Origin of the sequence: Aromatoleum bremense (genome assembly GCF_017894365.1) — a bacterium.
Lineage (GTDB): Bacteria > Pseudomonadota > Gammaproteobacteria > Burkholderiales > Rhodocyclaceae > Aromatoleum > Aromatoleum bremense.
The window spans coordinates 2,275,280-2,290,638 of the sequence record NZ_CP059467.1 but is presented as its reverse complement, the minus strand read 5'-3'; the positions used below and the strand labels follow the sequence as shown (position 1 = coordinate 2,290,638).

Sequence of the window (15,359 nt, the reverse complement as noted above, 5' to 3'; positions counted from 1 at the left end):
TTGATATCAAACATTGATGCCGGACCGGCGAGGATCGCACCTGCGCTCGCGGCGGTTCGCCCAAGGAGGCGACATGAAGACCCTGCTGACACTTTCGGTGAATGGCCGGCCGCGCGAGGACGCAGTGGCCGGGAATGCGTTGCTGATCGACTACCTGCGCGACACGCTCGGCCTGACCGGCACGAAGCAGGGCTGCGACGGCGGCGAATGCGGCGCCTGCACCGTGCTCGTCGACGGCCAGCCACGCCTCGCGTGCTGCACGCTCGCGCACAGCGTCGCCGGGCGCTCGGTCGAGACGATCGAGGGCCTCAGCCACGAGGGCAACCTGTCGCGGCTGCAGCGCGCGTTCCACGAGCATCTCGGCAGCCAGTGCGGCTTCTGCACGCCGGGCATGATCATGGCGGCCGAAGCGCTGTTGCGCAGCAACCCGCAGCCGTCGCGCGACGAGATCCGCGCGGCGCTCGCCGGCAACCTGTGCCGCTGCACCGGCTACGTGAAGATCATCGAATCGGTCGAGGCTGCCGCCTGCGGCAGCGAGGTGCCGGCATGAACGCGCCCGACCGCGAATTGCGCAAGCCCGGCGCGGCCAACGCTGCACCGCGCGGCGTCGGCGCCCGCCTGCCGCTCATCGACGGCGTCGAGAAAGTCACCGGCACGGCCCGCTACACTGCCGACCTGCCGGCCCAGGGTGCGCTGGTCGGCAAGATCCTGCGCAGCCCCTACGCGCACGCCGAGCTGCTCGAGGTCGATATCAGCGAAGCGCTGAAGCTGCCCGGCGTGCGCGGCATCGTCACCGGTGACGACTGCGACACGCCTTACGGGGTGATCCCGATCGCGCAGAATGAATTCCCGCTCGCGCGCGGCCGCATCCGCTATGTCGGCGAGCCGGTCGCCGCCGTCGCCGCGATTGACGAGGCGACCACCGACGCGGCGCTCGCGCTGATCCGGCTGAAGGTGCGCGAACTGCCGGCCTATTTCGCCGCGGCCGATGCGCGCAAGGCCGACGCTGTGCTGCTGCACGACAACAAGAAAGGCAACATCGAGCGCGAGGTGCACAACGAGTTCGGCGACACCGCCGCCGGTTTCGCAGCGGCCGACCTGATCCGCGAGGACACCTTCGAGTGCGCCGAAGTCCACCACGCGATGATGGAGCCGAACGCCGCGCTCGCGGCGTGGGACAACGAGCGCGGGCACCTCACGCTGTGGTCGGTGACCCAGGTGCCGTACTACGTGCATGAATCGCTGTCGCGCTGCATGAAGCTCGACGCGGCCTATATCCGCGTCATCAAGCCGTTCGTCGGCGGCGGCTTCGGTCACCGCGTCGAGACGCTGAACTTCGAGATCATCGCCGGGCTGCTCGCCCGCGCGGCACGCGGCACCGTGCGCCTGCTGCAGACGCGCGAGGAAGCCTTCCTCACGCACCGCGGCCGGCCGCAGACTCAGGTCCGCATGAAGCTCGGCCTGACGCGCGACGGGCGCATGACCGCCTGCGAGGCCGAGGTCGTGCAGCGCGGCGGCGCGTACGGCGGCTACGGGCTGGTGACTATCCTGTATGCAGGCGCGCTGTTGAACGGCCTCTACGACCTTCCCGCGGTCAAGTACGACGGCTACCGCGTCTACACGAACAACCCGCCGTGCGGCGCGATGCGTGGCCACGGCACGGTCAATGTGCGCTTCGCGTTCGAATCGCTGCTCGACATGATGGCCGCCGAACTCGGCCTCGACGCCTTCGCGGTGCGCCGCCGCAACCTGCTCAAGGCGCCGACCGAGACGATCAACGGCCTCAAGGTGATGAGCTACGGCCTGCCCGAGTGCCTCGACTGGGTCGAGCAGGCGAGCGGCTGGCGCGAGCGTGCCGCGCGGCTCAAGGCCGACAGCGACGGCCCGATCAAGCGCGGCATCGGCATCGCCTGCTCGCACTTCGTCAGCGGCTCGGCCAAGCCGGTGCATTTCACTGGCCAGCCGCACGCGACAATCGCGCTGCGCGTCGATTTCGACGCCGGCATCACGATCCTGACGGGCGCTTCCGACATCGGCCAGGGCTCGTCGACGATCATCACCCAGGTCGTCGCCGAAATCCTCGGCGTCGAGTACCGCCGCCTACGCCTCATCGCCACGGACTCCGCGCTGACGCCAAAGGACAACGGCTCGTATTCGTCACGGGTGACTTTCATGGTTGGCAACGCCGCAGCAGATGCCGCGCGCAACCTCAAGCGCGTGCTGGTCGCCGCTGCGGCGAAGCGGCTGCAGGTTTCCGAGGCCGATGTCGACTGGCTCGGCGAAGCCGCCGCGGTCGTCGGCGATGCGTCGCGCCAGATCCCGTTCCACGACATCGTCGAGGAAGCCCTCGTCGATGTCGGCATGCTGACCGTCAAGGGCACTTTCACGTGTCCCACCGAGTTCCAGGGCGGCAAGCAGCGCGGCGGTGCGGTCGGCTCGACGATGGGTTTCTCGTATGCCGCGCAGGCGGTCGAAGTCAGCGTCGACACCGAGCTCGGCACGGTCACCGTCGATAAGGTCTGGTCCGCGATCGACTGTGGCTTCGCGATCAACCCGATGTCGGTCGAAGGCCAGGTCCAGGGCGCGATCTGGATGGGCATGGGGCAGGCGATCTCGGAGGAGACGGTCTATGAGAACGGCCGCCACAAGGCGGTCAGCCTGCTCGACTACCGCGTGCCGACGATCATCGAATCGCCCGACATCGAAGTGCATATCGTCGAGAGCCTCGACCCGAACGGCCCGTTCGGCGCCAAGGAAGCGAGCGAAGGCCCGCTGGCCGGCGTGATGTCCGCGGTCGCCGCGGCGATCGAGGACGCCACCGGCACCCGCATCCAGGCAATGCCCTTCACGCCGGACCGGGTCTTCGACGCGCTGCACCGCAAACCCCGCGTCGGCGCCCCTGCGCCGGCCACCGCAAAAGGAGAAGCATGATGGGCGCGCTGTCCGATTTCAGTGTATTGCGTCCGGTGAGCGCCGCCGACGCGGTCCGCCTGCGCGGCGAACATCCGGCGAGCCGCTTCATCGCCGGCGGCACCGACCTCGTGCCGAACATGCGCCGCGGACTCGTCGACGCCGACGTCGTCATCGACCTCGGCAACGTCGGGGAGATGCGCGAACTGCAGCGCAGCGGCGACACGCTGCGCATCGGCGCCGGCGTCACGCTCGCGACGCTCGCCGCCGACCCCACAGTGGGCGCCCATCTGCCGGCCCTCGCACAGGCCGCGCTCTGCGTCGCCGGCCCAACGCACCGCACCGCGGCGACGCTCGGCGGCAACCTGTGCCTCGAAACGCGCTGCCAGTACTTCAACCAGAGCGAGAGCTGGCGCCAGGGCAACAACTACTGCATGAAGCTCGCTGGCGACATCTGCCGCGTCGCACCGAAATCGAGCCGCTGCTATGCGGCCTTCAGCGGCGATGTCGCGCCCGCGCTGCTCGCGCTCGGCGCCGAGGTCGAGCTCCTCGGCCCGCAAGGGATCCGGCGCCTGCCGCTCGCCGAACTCTACGTCGACGACGGCATGCGCTGGCTCGCGCTGGGAGCCGACGAGTTGCTGTTCGCCGTCACGGTGCCGCTCGTCGCCGGCCGGCTCAGCGGCTACGAAAAGCTGCGCGTGCGCGGCGCGATCGACTTCCCGCTCGCCGGCGTCGCGGTGGCGTTGCGGCGCGACGGCGACGCGATCGGCGAGCTGCGCATCGCCTGCACCGGCGTGTCGTCGCGGCCCGAATTCGTCGGCGGCCTCGACACGCTCGCCGGGCAGCCGCTCGACGACGCGGCGCTCGAGGTCATCGAGCGCCAGATCAAGCGTGCGATCCAGCCGATGGAGACGACGCTCGTCAGCGTGCCCTACCGCCGCCGCGCGACGCCGGTGCTCGCGAAGCGCCTCGTGCGTAGGCTGTGGGACGAAGCGAAGCGACGCTGACGACCCGCGAAGAAATCGTCACGACAAGGCGGATGAGCCGCAGGCCGGATCTGCCCACCGGGGAGCGTCGGCATGGGCGTGGCCGGGATCCGGCAGGGGCCGCGCCTGCCGCGCTACTTGTACCAGGGCAGCGTGCGCCGCAGCGACACGATCTCGCCTGCGGCTTCGGCATCGTAGCCCGGCACCGCCCCGGCCAGCCGCCGAAAATCTGCGCTGCGCAACACGCCGATGACCGCCTCCATTGCCGCCGTGTCCAGCGCATCCTTGAGGCAGACGAGGAAATACTGCTCGTGCGCGAGCGGGACAAAATCGAGGCCGAAGCGCGCGGCCGCGGCGCGCAGGCCGAAGCCGCAGCTCGCGCTGCCGGCGGCGACGTTCGCCGCGACCGACAGATGGGTGGGCTCCTCGGTGTCGTAGCCGGCCACCGCCGCTGGCGGCACGTTCGCGCGCGCGAGCAGTTCGTCGAACATCAGCCGCGTGCCGCAACCCCGCAGGCGATTGACGAACACCACGCCGGGTCTCGCGAGGTCGTTCAGCGAGACCAGCCCGAGCGGGTTGCCGGGCGCGACGATCAGCCCCTGTTCGCGGCGGGCGAAGCGGATCAGCTTGTGCACGCCGAGCCGCAGTTCGCACCCGAGGGCGAGGTGGATCCGCGAGCCGCGCCGGCACAGCCGTTCGTCATCGAGCGGCAGGTGGATGCCCGCCACGGTGCAGGCACCGGCATTGAGGCGTTCGAGCGCGCGCGTGCTGCCGACGTATTCGACATCGAGCAGCACGCGCGCGCCGCCCAGCAGCGCGTCCCGCAGCACGCCGAACAGCAGATCGTGGCTCGCACAGGCCGGCAGCAGCGCCAGCCCCGGATCGACGGCCAGCAACAGTTCGCGGTCGAGCTGGCCGGCGAGGCTCTCCGCCTGCGGCAGCAGGCGCGCGAGGATGCGCTTTTCCGCCCACAGCAGGCGTTCGCCGAACGCCGACAGCCGCGCCGCCCGGCCCTGGCCGCTGGCGAGCAGCGCCTGGCCGAAAATCGCCTCGTGCTTCTTCAGCTCGCCCCACAGATGGCGGTACGACAGCCCGAGCTGCGTCGCCGCCTTGCCGATCGATCCTTGCACACGGATCGCGTCGAGCATCGCCAGCAGCGGATTCTGCAGCTGCAGTGCCGCTGCTGGCGGCGCCTCGGCCACCCCGGCGACGAAACGGTATTCGAGTTTCACGCTCATCGGAAAAGCTTACCCGAAAACGCTGCGGCGACTTTCACGCCGCACCCGCCGAAAGTCCGTGTTCACCGGGGAAACCCATTCACCCCCGACAAGAAGCAACAGTCATTTTTGCCAGCGCCGAGGGGCTGTAACCGGGCAGGAACGGGATATCCCCGGCAGACCGGCGAAATGCAGCACGCGAAGCGCGCCGGCGATGCCGATGGACTTATGCATGCATTTGCCGAAGAACACTCCGCGCATTCGCATCGCGCTGGCCCGCTCGCCGCGGCTTTTGGTACAACACCCTGCAGATGGGCGCTGTTTGGCGCGCGATTCCGGGTTTTCACCAACATTTTCTTTTCACGGAGATTCTTCATGGCACATCTGCTTCGCCCCCTGCTGACCGCCTTCGCCTGCGTGCTCGGCCTCGCCGCCGCGCACGCCGGCGACAGGTTCATCATCGTCTCGTCGACGACCTCGACCGAGCAGTCCGGCCTGTTCGGCCACATCCTGCCGGCGTTCGAGCAGCAGTCCGGCATCGAGGTGCGCGTCGTCGCGCTCGGCACCGGCCAGGCGCTCGATACCGCGCGGCGCGGCGACGCGGACGTGGTATTCGTGCATGACCGCGCAGCCGAAGAGAAATTCGTCGCCGAAGGCCACGGCGTCGGGCGCCGCGACGTCATGTACAACGACTTCGTCCTCGTCGGACCAAAGAGCGATCCGGCGAAGGTCGCCGGCGGGCGCGACATCGTCGCGGCGCTGAAGAAGATCGAGGCGGCGCAGGCACCGTTCGTGTCGCGCGGCGACAAGAGCGGCACGCACGCGGCCGAACTGCGGCTGTGGAAGCTCGCCGGCATCGACATCGAGCAGGCGAAGGGGCCGTGGTACCGCGACTCGGGCTCGGGCATGGGGCCGGCGCTGAACATGGCGGCGTCGCTCGGCGCCTACCTCCTCGCCGACCGCGGCACGTGGCTGTCGTTCAGGAACCGCCAGGACCTGGCGATCGTCGTCGAAGGCGACCAGCGGCTGTTCAACCAGTACGGTGTGATCCTCGTGAATCCCGCGAAGCACCCGCACGTCAAGCGCGAACTTGGCCAGCAGTTCATCGACTGGATCGTCTCCCCGGCGGGCCAACAGGCGATCGCCGCCTACAGGATCGGCGGCGAGCAGTTGTTCTTCCCGAACGCGGCACGGTAGGTTTCGATCGCCGCAACGGGGGCCGGCGCTTGCACGGAGCCGCCGGCCGCGCCCTTGACCCCGGTCAACGCGGCCCGGGGCGAGTCGCACTATGGTTGCGGGGCTCTTTTCCCCAGCCCCCTCCATGACCTCCAATTCCAGAATAGAACTCGTCTGCCCGGCAGGAAGCCTGCCGGCGCTGAAGACGGCCGTCGACCACGGCGCCGATTGCGTCTATCTCGGCTTCAAGGACGCGACCAACGCGCGCAACTTCACGGGGCTCAATTTCGACGCCAACGCGATGCGCGAAGGCGTGCGCTACGCCCATGATCGCCGCCGCAAGGTGCTGCTCGCGCTCAATACCTATCCGCAGGCAGGCAACTGGTCGGCCTGGACCGCGGCGATCGACCGCGCCGCCGACCTCGGCATCGACGCGGTGATCCTCGCCGACCCGGGCCTGATGGCCTATGCGCAGAAGACGCACCCGGCACTGCGCCTGCACCTGTCGGTGCAAGGCTCGGCGACGAGCTACGAGGCGATCAACTTCTACGCCGAACGCTTCGGCATCCAGCGCGCGGTGTTGCCGCGGGTGCTGTCGCTGCCGCAGGTCGAGCAGGTGATCGCGAACACCGCGGTCGAGATCGAAGTGTTCGGCTTCGGCGGCCTGTGCGTGATGGTCGAGGGGCGCTGCGCGCTGTCCGCGTACGCGACGGGCGAATCGCCGAACTGCAACGGCGCGTGCTCGCCGGGCAAGCACGTGCGCTGGGAACAGACGCCGAGCGGGATGGAGACGCGGCTCAACGGCATCCTCATCGACCGCTTCGGTGACGGCGAACGCGCCGGCTACCCGACGCTGTGCAAGGGCCGCTTCGACGTGGGCGGCGAGACCTACTACGCGATCGAGGAACCGACCAGCCTCAACACGCTGGAGCTGCTCCCCGACCTCGCCCGCGCCGGCATTCGCGCGATCAAGATCGAAGGCCGCCAGAGGAGCCCGGCCTACGTCGCGCAGGTCACGCGCGTGTGGCGCGAGGCGCTCGACCGCGTGATGCGCGACATTGACGGCTTCCGCGTCCAGCCGGCCTGGATCGCCGAGCTCGACAAAGTCTCCGAAGGCCGCAGCCATACGCTCGGCGCGTACTACCGGCCGTGGAAATGAACGCGATGAACCCGATGACCCCGATGAAACTCGCTCTCGGCCCCCTCCTTTATTACTGGCCACGCCAGGCGACGCTCGACTTCTATGCGCAGGTCGCCGACAGCCCAGCCGACGTCGTCTATGTCGGCGAGACCGTGTGCTCGCGCCGCCACGAGCTGCGCCTCGACGACTGGCTCGAGGTCGCCGCGATGCTGCGGGCGGCCGGCAAGGAAGTCGTGCTGTCGTCGCAGTCGCTGATCGAATCCGAATCCGATCTCAAGGCATTGCGCCGCATCGTCGCCCAGGCCGATTTCCGCGTCGAGGCGAACGACATGTCGGCCGTGCACCTGCTGACAGGCGCCGGCCGACGCGACTGGATCGCCGGGCCGACGCTGAACATCTTCAATCCGCACACGCTTGCGCTGCTGGCCGAGTCGGGCGCGACGCGCTGGGTCGCGCCGCCGGAGATGTCGGGCGCGGTGCTCGCCGAGCTGCTCGCGTCGGGCGCGCCGCAGATCAAGACCGAGGTGCTCGCGTGGGGCCGGCTGCCGCTCGCGCATTCGGCGCGCTGCTTCACCGCGCGCCACTTCAACCTGCAGAAGGACACCTGCGAATTCCGCTGCCTCGGCATGAGCGACGGCCTGGTGCTGCGCACGCGCGAAGGCGAACCTTTCCTGACGCTCAACGGCGTGCAGACGCAATCGGCGCGCGTGCATAACCTGCTCGCCGACCTGTCGTCGGTGCGGCGTTCGGCGCAGGTCGTGCGGGTGAGTCCGCAGGGCGAGCATACGATCCGGGTGCTGCAACTGTTCCGCGAATCCGCCGACGAGCGGCTCGCCCCGCAGGAAGCTTTCCGCCGCAGCGCCGAATGCATGGTCGAGGCGCCGTGCAACGGTTTCTGGCACGGCCGCCCGGGTGTGGAACAATACGTTCCATCCTGAATCCGCCTTCCTGGAGCCCATCCCGATGACCACGCTTCGCCTCCCGGCCTTCACGCTGCCCGCGCCGCTCGCGCGCCTTGCCGCGCGCCTGCCGCAGCGCCCGCCGACGTTCGCACTGACCACCGCGCTGAACCTCGCGCTCGGGCGCATCCTGCCGCGCGAGAACCTCGAACCGCTGAGCGGCCGGCACCTGCGCATCAAGGTCCGCGACGCCGGGCTGACGCTCGACTTCACGCTCGACGCGCGCGGCTTTCGTCCGCTGTCCGGTCGCGGCACGCCCGACCTCACGCTGACCGCGAACGTCCGCGACTACCTTGCGCTCGCGCTGCGCGAGGAAGATGCCGATACGCTGTTCTTCGGCCGCCGGCTGCTGACCGAAGGCGACACAGACCTCGGCCTGCTGGTGAAGAACACACTCGACGCCGTGGACTGGGACGCGCTGCAGAAGGAATATGCGCCAGCCAACGTGCTGCGCCGGCTCAACCCCCTCACCCGCCACCGCTGCGCGGACAGCCGCCTGACGACCACCGTTTGATCCGCTGCAGCGGGGACGACGTCCCCGCCCCGGCGTCCGGGATAGAATCGGCTTCCCAGATTCTTCGCCCGGACCTGCCGATGCCCGCCGCGCGCGCCGTTCCCACCCTGCCGCGCCACCTCGCCTTCGCGTACGGACTGCTGATCGTCTACGCCTGCCTGCACCCGCTCGCCGGGTGGAAGCCGACGGGCCTGCCACCGCTGGACTTCCTGTTCGCGCCGTGGCCGAAGTATTTCCGCTACGCCGATCTCGCGCTCAACCTGCTCGGCTTCGTGCCGTTCGGCTTCGTGCTCGCGCCGGCGCTCCCCGAGCGCCTCGGGCGCGCCGGCGCAGTCGTGGTCGCGACGCTGATCGCCGGCGTGCTGAGCTTCTCGATGGAAGTCACGCAGAATTTCCTGCCGACCCGCGTGTCGTCGAACATCGACCTCGGGTTCAACGTCCTCGGCGGCCTGATCGGCGCGCTCGCCGGCGCGCGCTGGGGCCATGCGCTGTTCGACGAGCGCGGCTGGCTGCACCGCTGGCGCTCCGAACGCATCATTCCCGGCCACTCGGGCGACCTCGGCCTGATGCTGCTGGGCCTGTGGCTGCTCGCGCAGCTGATGCCCGACAGCCTGCTGTTCGGCAGCGGCGACCTGCGCCAGCTGCTCGGCCTGCCGACGCCCCTGCATTTCGATCCCGAACGCTTCATCCTGCTCGAATCGGTCGTCGTCGCCGTGAGCATCGTCGCCGTCGGCCTTTTCTGCCGCTGCATGATGCAGGCGGCCAGTCCGCTGCCGGTTGCGCTGCTGTTGCTGCTCGGGCTTGCCGCGAAGACCGTCGCGACCGCGTCGTTCTTCGCCCCCGGCGCGGCGCTGGTGTGGCTCACGCCCGGCACCACGCGCGGGCTGCTGTACGGCGTGCCGCTGCTGGCGGCGGCGCTGCTGCTGCCGCGCCTGCACCAGCACGCGCTCGCGGGCGTGACGATGCTGGCGGCCACGACGCTGACGAACCTGCTCCCCGACAACCCGTATTTCATGCTCGGGCTGGCGTCGCTGCCGCAGGGAAATTTCCTCAACTTCCACGGTCTGACCCGGCTCACGGCGAACCTGTGGCCGTTTCTCGCGCTGGCCTACCTGTCCGCGATCGGCCTGTGGCGCGGCGAACACCTGGCCGGGCGCTGAACTGCGCGGGGAGGATTGTCCCGCAGCTATAATCGGCCCGAAGCCGGTCCGGCGTTGCGGCGCCGGCCACCTTCCCCACCGGAGACCGTCGATGAGTTACTTCAAGCACCACGTTTTCTTCTGCTGCAACCAGCGCGAACCCGGCGACACCTGCTGCAACAACCACAACGCCACCGGGATGCAGACGTATGCGAAAGACCGCATCGCGGCGCTCGGCCTCAAGGGCCGCGGCAAGATCCGCATCAACAAGGCCGGCTGTCTCGACCGCTGCGACGAAGGCCCGGTGCTCGTCGTGTACCCCGACAACGTCTGGTACACGTATATCGACAAGGAAGACATCGACGAGATCATCGACGAGCATCTCGTCCATGGCCGCATCGTGACCCGCCTGCGCCTGCCGGACGCCGCATGAGCCGGCCGCAGGCGAGCGAAAGCGTGCTGCTGCGCGGCCCGGACGGCGCGATCGAGGCGCTGATCGACGTCCCCGGGACGATCCGCGGCATCGCGCTGGTGTGCCATCCGCACCCGCTGTTCGGCGGCGCGAACACGAACAAGATCGCCCACACGCTCGCCCGCAGCCTGCGCGAACTCGGCTACGCCACGATCCGGCCGAACTTCCGCGGCGTCGGCAAGAGCGAGGGCGCGCACGACCATGGCGACGCCGAGACCGAGGACATGCTGTCGGTGATCGCGTGGGCGCAATCGCGCTGGGGCAGCCTGCCGATCGCGCTGGGCGGATTCTCGTTCGGCGCCTTCGTCCAGACGCGGGTCGCGAAACGGCTCGCCGACAGCCTGACGCCGGCCGAGCGCATCGTGCTGGTCGGCACCGCGACCGGCGAAGTGCGCGGTGCGCGCAGCTACACCACCGAAGCGGTGCCGAAGGATACGCTGGTGATCCACGGCGCCGAGGACGAGAACGTCGCGCTGGCGAACGTGCTCGACTGGGCGCGACCGCAGGAACTGCCGATCGTCGTCGTCCCGGGCGCCGACCATTTCTTCCACGGCAAGCTGCATCTGATCCGCGACATCATCGCGCGCGCCTGGGCGCCGCGCTGAACAGTGCCCGGGCACCCGCCCTCAAGGAGATCGCCGCAATGAAGCTTTTCGCCTCGCTCACCAGCCCGTACGCGCGCAAGATCCGCATCATCCTCGCCGAAAAAGGGCTGCCGTTCGAGCTCGTCGTCGATTCGCCGTGGGAAGTGAACACGCGCATCCCTTCCGTGAACCCGCTCGGCAAGGTGCCGGCGCTGCTCACCGACGGCGGCGAAGTGCTCTTCGATTCCCCCGTCATCGCCGGCTACCTCGAAACCCTCAACGTTTCCCCGCACCTGCTGCCGCACGAACCGATCGAGGCGGTGCGGGTGCGGCAGATCGAGGCGCTCGCCGACGGCATCACCGATGCGGCCGTCGCGATGGTGCTCGAGTCGCGCCGCCCCGAGGCGAAGCGCAGCGACGACGAGATCGCGCACCAGACGGGCAAGATCGGCCGGGCGCTGGACGAGCTCGAGCGGCGCGCGACCGGTCGTCACTGGCTGCACGGCGACAGCCTGAGCCTCGGCGACATTGCGGTCGGCGCCGCGCTCGCCTACCTCGACCTGCGCCATCCGGACTACGACTGGCGCGCCGGGCACCCCGCGCTCGCGGCACTGGCCGCACGCCTGTTCGCCCGCCCGAGCTTCACCGACACCAAGCCGCCGGTAGGATGATGATGCAGTGCATCTTGCGAGGACGGACTTTTCCGGAGAGCCGGTGCAGGCGGATCGTCCCCTGACGCTCGCGAGCCGGTCGCCGGCCTCCCCGCTGTCGATCCGCGGCCTGCGCAAGCGCTACGGCGACACCGAGGTGGTCGCCGGCATCGACCTCGAGCTGCGACGCGGCGAGTGCTTCACGCTGCTCGGCCCGAACGGCGCCGGCAAGACGACGACGCTGCGCTGCGCGCTCGGGCTCACCGCGCCGTCCGCCGGCGAGATCCGACTCGCCGGCCTGCCGGTGCCGGCGCGCGCGCGGGAAGCGCGCATGCGCGTCGGCATCGTGCCGCAGCAGGACAGCCTCGACCCCGATTTCACGTGCGCCGAGAACCTGATCGTCTACGGCCGCTATTTCGGCCTCGACGAGGCGACGATCCGCGCGCGCATCCCGGAGCTGCTCGCGTTCGCCGGCCTCGAGGGCAAGCGCGACGCGCGCATCCAGGCGCTGTCGGGCGGCATGAAGCGGCGCCTGACGCTCGCCCGCGCGCTGGTCAACCGCCCCGACCTGCTGATCCTCGACGAGCCGACCACCGGCCTCGATCCGCAGGCGCGCCACCTGATCTGGGAACGCCTCAAGCACCTGAGCCGCGCCGGCACGACGATCCTGCTGACGACCCATTTCATGGACGAGGCCGAGCGCCTCGCCGACCGCCTCGCGATTCTCGACGCCGGACGCATGCTGACCGAAGGCAGCCCACGCGATGTCATCGCCGCGCAGATCGAGCCGCAGGTCGTCGAGGTCTACGGCGACTGGAACGGCGGCGGTGCCGCGGGCGGCGCCGAAGCCTGGGCCGCGCGGCATGCGGCGGCGTTCGCGCGGCGCTTCGAAGTCAGCGGCGAGACCGCCTTCTGCTACGTCGAGGACGCGGCGCCGCTGCTCGCACACCTGTCCGCGCAGAGCGGCCTGCGTTACCTGCACCGCCCGGCGAACCTAGAAGACGTGTTCCTCAAGCTCACCGGGCGCGAGCTCAGGGACTGACCAGAGCGAATCGATGCCGACCTCAGCGAGTTCCTGGCGCGCGCCGCAACTCTCGCGCCGCTTCATCCCGGTATGGCGGCGCAATTTCCTCGTCTGGCGCAAGCTCGCGCTGCCGTCGGTGCTCGGCAACCTCGCCGACCCGGTGATCTACCTGTTCGGCCTCGGCTTCGGCATCGGCATGCTGGTGCCCGAAGTCGGCGGCGTGCGCTACATCAGCTTTCTCGCGGCGGGCATGGTGTGCTATTCGACGATGAATGCGGCGTCGTTCGAAGTGCTGTATTCCGGTTTCTCGCGCATGCACGTGCAGAAGACCTGGGAAGCGATCATGAACGCACCGATCGACCTCGACGACGTCGTGTTCGCCGAGCTGGTGTGGGCGGCGTCGAAAGCGCTGCTGTCGGGCGCCGCGATCCTGCTCGTGATCTCGGCCTTCAGCCTCGTCGACACCCGTTACGTGCTGTGGCTGCTGCCGCTGATCTTCCTCGTCGGCCTCGCGTTCGCCGCGCTCGGCCTGGTGATGACGGCGCTCGCGCCAAGCTACGACTTCTTCATGTATTACTTCACGTTGTTCATCACGCCGATGACGCTGGTGTCCGGTGTGTTCTTCCCGATCGAACAGCTCCCCCCCGCGCTGCGTGCCGCCGCGACCCTGCTGCCGCTGACGCACGCGATCGAACTCGCCCGCCCGCTGCTGCTCGGACGGCTGCCGGAGAACGTCGCCCTGCATCTGGGCGTCATCGCCGGCTACGGCGCCGCAGCCTTCTGGCTGGCGCTCGCGCTGACGCGGCGGCGGCTTCTCAAGTAGCGACCTGACATCGCTCATCGGCCCGGCCCCGGCTGCCCGGAGTCAACGCGCTCGTCATGAATCTGCCGCGTCGACAGTATCGGTATTATGCTGTCCGGCATATCTTGGCAGCAGCGCCACGCAACCGGCGCCAGAACCCTTCTTCACGACCAGGAGACGCCATGAACAAGCTTGCACTGAGCGCGATTTGCGCTGTCCTCACCGCCGGCCCCTCGATCGCAGCCGATCCGGCGACCATCGACTGGTCGAAGGTTCCCGCCGAAGAGATCACGCTGTTCTGACGGTCCAGGCCGCTTACGACACGCGAAACGCGTACCTGCGCCTGCAGTGGAAAACGAAAGGCGCGTGGCCCGGCGTCGAATACCCGTATTACCGTTTCGACGGCAAGGAGTGGAAAGCGTACGGCGGCCCGCGTCTCAAGCAGGAGGTCCGCGACGGCAAGCAACCGGCGATCTATGAAGACCGCGTGTCGATCATGCTCGACGACGGCAAGGTGCCGCTGTTCGCCGAGCAGGGGTGCTGGCTGACGTGCCACGATGGCGAGCGCGACACCCGCGGGCAGGCGAGCAGCGAGGAAGTGGCGGCCAACCCGCTGCTGGCGGCGATCAAGAAAACCGACGTGCGCAAATACCTGCCGGCAACGCGCACCGACCCGTCCGACTGGAAGACCGGCAAGCCGCTCGCCGAGATCGAGCGCCTCAAGGCGGCGGGCGGCTTCGTCGACCTGATCCAGTGGCGTGCGCACCGCAGCAATCCGGTCGGCATGGCCGACGACGGGTACGTCCTCGAATACCGCAATTTCGACGCAGGCAAGAATCCTTTCGCTTCGAACCTGGACAAGGAGACAAAGCAGCCGAAGTTCATGTTCGACGCCGCAAAGGCCGGCGCCAAGGCCGTCACGGCCGAGCAGGTGTTCAAGAAGGAACACCTTCTCGTCCAGGGCGGCAACGCCGCACCCTTCGATGCCGGCGCAGGCTGGAAGGAGGGCGACATGCTGCCGCAGTATGTTCTCAGCGCGGCGCAGGCGAGCGGTTCGGCGGCCGACAACAAGGCTTCGGGCAGCTGGCAGGACGGCGTCTGGACCGTCGTCATCATCCGCCCGCTCGGCCTCGCGAGCAGTGACGACAAGGCGCTCGCCGAAGGGGGCGTGTATAACGTCGGCTTCGCGGTCCATGACGACAACGTCACCAGCCGCGCCCATTACGTGCCGCTGCCGACGACGCGGGGGATCGGCGCAAAGGCGAAGATCGAGGCGGTCAAGCTGCCCTGACCTTTCAGACCTCCGGACGACCGCACGCAGCGCCGATCACCGGCGCGACATCATGCCGAGCGCCGCGACCAGCTGCGCGAGGCGCCGCTTGATATCGTCACGCTCGCTGCCGGCGCTGTCGGCCAATTGCCCCCGCAGCGCGGCGATTTCGCGGCGCAGCATGATTTCGGCCGGCGCGAAGCCGGCGTTCTTCAGTATCCGGTTCGCCATGCGCTGTTCCGGCGACACGAGAGGTTCGTCGTCCAGATGGAGGGGGCGCCCCGCGCCGGGCAGGTTGTCGAATTCGCCGCGCCGGATGGCTTCGGCGATGCGCTGTTCGGCGAGGATGTCGAAAACGGATGGCGGCATCGAAAAGTGCGGCGCGCAGTAGCCCCGAGCCCGCGCAAGGGACGGCAGCGCCGCACGATCTGAACGGCCGGCAGAGTCAAAGTTCCACGCGTTTTCCTGCGCCGCGCACAGCTGCGGCCTGCCTGCGGCATATACGGATTGCCAAG

At 69.0% G+C, this 15,359-nt stretch carries 16 protein-coding genes; 14 read left to right on the top strand and 2 right to left on the bottom strand.

Going from position 1 to position 15,359, the window contains the following annotated elements; translation table 11 throughout:
* Positions 1–73 precede the first annotated feature (73 nt).
* The 3 genes from hcrC to hcrB are packed head-to-tail and all read left to right on the top strand — an operon-like array spanning position 74 to position 3,917.
* A complete protein-coding gene (gene hcrC, locus pbN1_RS10790) occupies positions 74–550 on the top strand; it encodes a 4-hydroxybenzoyl-CoA reductase subunit gamma (protein ID WP_169201572.1) in 477 nt (158 codons plus the stop codon).
* The gene (gene hcrA / locus pbN1_RS10785; RefSeq protein ID WP_210147469.1) at positions 547–2,931 is read left to right on the top strand and encodes a 4-hydroxybenzoyl-CoA reductase subunit alpha; all 2,385 of its coding nucleotides are present in this window, start codon (positions 547–549) and stop codon (positions 2,929–2,931) included. Before hcrC ends, hcrA begins: the two co-directional genes overlap by 4 nt.
* The gene (gene hcrB, locus pbN1_RS10780) at positions 2,931–3,917 is read left to right on the top strand and encodes a 4-hydroxybenzoyl-CoA reductase subunit beta (RefSeq protein WP_169201573.1); all 987 of its coding nucleotides are present in this window, start codon (positions 2,931–2,933) and stop codon (positions 3,915–3,917) included. Before hcrA ends, hcrB begins: the two co-directional genes overlap by 1 nt.
* A gap of 113 nt (positions 3,918–4,030) precedes the next feature.
* Here hcrB and pbN1_RS10775 read toward each other — a convergent pair whose 3' ends face one another.
* Positions 4,031–5,134, bottom strand: a complete 1,104-nt coding sequence (locus pbN1_RS10775; RefSeq protein ID WP_210147468.1) for a substrate-binding domain-containing protein — start codon at positions 5,132–5,134, stop codon at positions 4,031–4,033.
* Positions 5,135–5,488: 354 nt separating this feature from the next.
* On the opposite strand from pbN1_RS10775, the gene pbN1_RS10770 reads away from it, so the two are divergent.
* From pbN1_RS10770 to pbN1_RS10720, 11 genes are all read left to right on the top strand, one after another.
* Complete coding sequence (locus tag pbN1_RS10770) at positions 5,489–6,310, top strand: ABC transporter substrate-binding protein (protein ID WP_169201574.1); 822 nt, start codon at positions 5,489–5,491, stop codon at positions 6,308–6,310.
* 124 nt (positions 6,311–6,434) lie between these two features.
* Positions 6,435–7,448: a ubiquinone anaerobic biosynthesis protein UbiU gene (ubiU, locus tag pbN1_RS10765; protein WP_210147467.1), complete on the top strand. Its 1,014-nt coding sequence runs from the start codon at positions 6,435–6,437 to the stop codon at positions 7,446–7,448.
* Between the two features lie 23 nt (positions 7,449–7,471).
* Positions 7,472–8,368 carry a U32 family peptidase gene (locus pbN1_RS10760; RefSeq protein WP_169201634.1) on the top strand — a complete coding sequence of 299 codons (897 nt, stop codon included), beginning with the start codon at positions 7,472–7,474 and terminating at the stop codon, positions 8,366–8,368.
* A gap of 25 nt (positions 8,369–8,393) precedes the next feature.
* Positions 8,394–8,903: a ubiquinone anaerobic biosynthesis accessory factor UbiT gene (gene ubiT, locus pbN1_RS10755; protein ID WP_169201576.1), complete on the top strand. Its 510-nt coding sequence runs from the start codon at positions 8,394–8,396 to the stop codon at positions 8,901–8,903.
* An 80-nt stretch (positions 8,904–8,983) separates the two neighbouring features.
* The gene (locus pbN1_RS10750) at positions 8,984–10,063 is read left to right on the top strand and encodes a VanZ family protein (protein WP_169201577.1); all 1,080 of its coding nucleotides are present in this window, start codon (positions 8,984–8,986) and stop codon (positions 10,061–10,063) included.
* A gap of 91 nt (positions 10,064–10,154) precedes the next feature.
* The gene (locus tag pbN1_RS10745; RefSeq protein WP_011237845.1) at positions 10,155–10,475 is read left to right on the top strand and encodes a (2Fe-2S) ferredoxin domain-containing protein; all 321 of its coding nucleotides are present in this window, start codon (positions 10,155–10,157) and stop codon (positions 10,473–10,475) included.
* On the top strand, positions 10,472–11,119 hold the full coding sequence (locus tag pbN1_RS10740) for an alpha/beta hydrolase (RefSeq protein WP_169118443.1): 648 nt from the start codon (positions 10,472–10,474) through the stop codon (positions 11,117–11,119). Before pbN1_RS10745 ends, pbN1_RS10740 begins: the two co-directional genes overlap by 4 nt.
* A gap of 38 nt (positions 11,120–11,157) precedes the next feature.
* Entirely contained in the window at positions 11,158–11,769 is a 612-nt protein-coding gene (locus tag pbN1_RS10735; protein WP_169201578.1) for a glutathione S-transferase, read from the top strand.
* A gap of 43 nt (positions 11,770–11,812) precedes the next feature.
* Positions 11,813–12,790: an ATP-binding cassette domain-containing protein gene (locus tag pbN1_RS10730; RefSeq protein WP_210147466.1), complete on the top strand. Its 978-nt coding sequence runs from the start codon at positions 11,813–11,815 to the stop codon at positions 12,788–12,790.
* A 13-nt stretch (positions 12,791–12,803) separates the two neighbouring features.
* A complete protein-coding gene (locus pbN1_RS10725) occupies positions 12,804–13,595 on the top strand; it encodes an ABC transporter permease (protein WP_169201579.1) in 792 nt (263 codons plus the stop codon).
* Positions 13,596–13,782: 187 nt separating this feature from the next.
* Positions 13,783–14,865 carry an ethylbenzene dehydrogenase-related protein gene (locus pbN1_RS10720; RefSeq protein WP_244856913.1) on the top strand — a complete coding sequence of 361 codons (1,083 nt, stop codon included), beginning with the start codon at positions 13,783–13,785 and terminating at the stop codon, positions 14,863–14,865.
* 36 nt (positions 14,866–14,901) lie between these two features.
* Here pbN1_RS10720 and pbN1_RS10715 read toward each other — a convergent pair whose 3' ends face one another.
* Positions 14,902–15,213: a DnaJ family domain-containing protein gene (locus pbN1_RS10715; protein ID WP_169201580.1), complete on the bottom strand. Its 312-nt coding sequence runs from the start codon at positions 15,211–15,213 to the stop codon at positions 14,902–14,904.
* Between the last annotated feature and the right edge of the window lie 146 nt (positions 15,214–15,359).

Excerpts from the sequence above, each read along its gene's own strand:
- hcrC (WP_169201572.1), top strand. The coding sequence starts at position 74 with ATGAAGACCCTGCTGACACTTTCGGTGAATGGCCGGCCGCGCGAGGAC.
- hcrA (WP_210147469.1), top strand. The coding sequence starts at position 547 with ATGAACGCGCCCGACCGCGAATTGCGCAAGCCCGGCGCGGCCAACGCT.
- hcrB (WP_169201573.1), top strand. The coding sequence starts at position 2,931 with ATGGGCGCGCTGTCCGATTTCAGTGTATTGCGTCCGGTGAGCGCCGCC.
- pbN1_RS10775 (WP_210147468.1), bottom strand. The coding sequence starts at position 5,134 with ATGAGCGTGAAACTCGAATACCGTTTCGTCGCCGGGGTGGCCGAGGCG.
- pbN1_RS10770 (WP_169201574.1), top strand. The coding sequence starts at position 5,489 with ATGGCACATCTGCTTCGCCCCCTGCTGACCGCCTTCGCCTGCGTGCTC.
- ubiU (WP_210147467.1), top strand. The coding sequence starts at position 6,435 with ATGACCTCCAATTCCAGAATAGAACTCGTCTGCCCGGCAGGAAGCCTG.
- pbN1_RS10760 (WP_169201634.1), top strand. The coding sequence starts at position 7,472 with ATGAAACTCGCTCTCGGCCCCCTCCTTTATTACTGGCCACGCCAGGCG.
- ubiT (WP_169201576.1), top strand. The coding sequence starts at position 8,394 with ATGACCACGCTTCGCCTCCCGGCCTTCACGCTGCCCGCGCCGCTCGCG.
- pbN1_RS10750 (WP_169201577.1), top strand. The coding sequence starts at position 8,984 with ATGCCCGCCGCGCGCGCCGTTCCCACCCTGCCGCGCCACCTCGCCTTC.
- pbN1_RS10745 (WP_011237845.1), top strand. The coding sequence starts at position 10,155 with ATGAGTTACTTCAAGCACCACGTTTTCTTCTGCTGCAACCAGCGCGAA.
- pbN1_RS10740 (WP_169118443.1), top strand. The coding sequence starts at position 10,472 with ATGAGCCGGCCGCAGGCGAGCGAAAGCGTGCTGCTGCGCGGCCCGGAC.
- pbN1_RS10735 (WP_169201578.1), top strand. The coding sequence starts at position 11,158 with ATGAAGCTTTTCGCCTCGCTCACCAGCCCGTACGCGCGCAAGATCCGC.
- pbN1_RS10725 (WP_169201579.1), top strand. The coding sequence starts at position 12,804 with ATGCCGACCTCAGCGAGTTCCTGGCGCGCGCCGCAACTCTCGCGCCGC.
- pbN1_RS10715 (WP_169201580.1), bottom strand. The coding sequence starts at position 15,213 with ATGCCGCCATCCGTTTTCGACATCCTCGCCGAACAGCGCATCGCCGAA.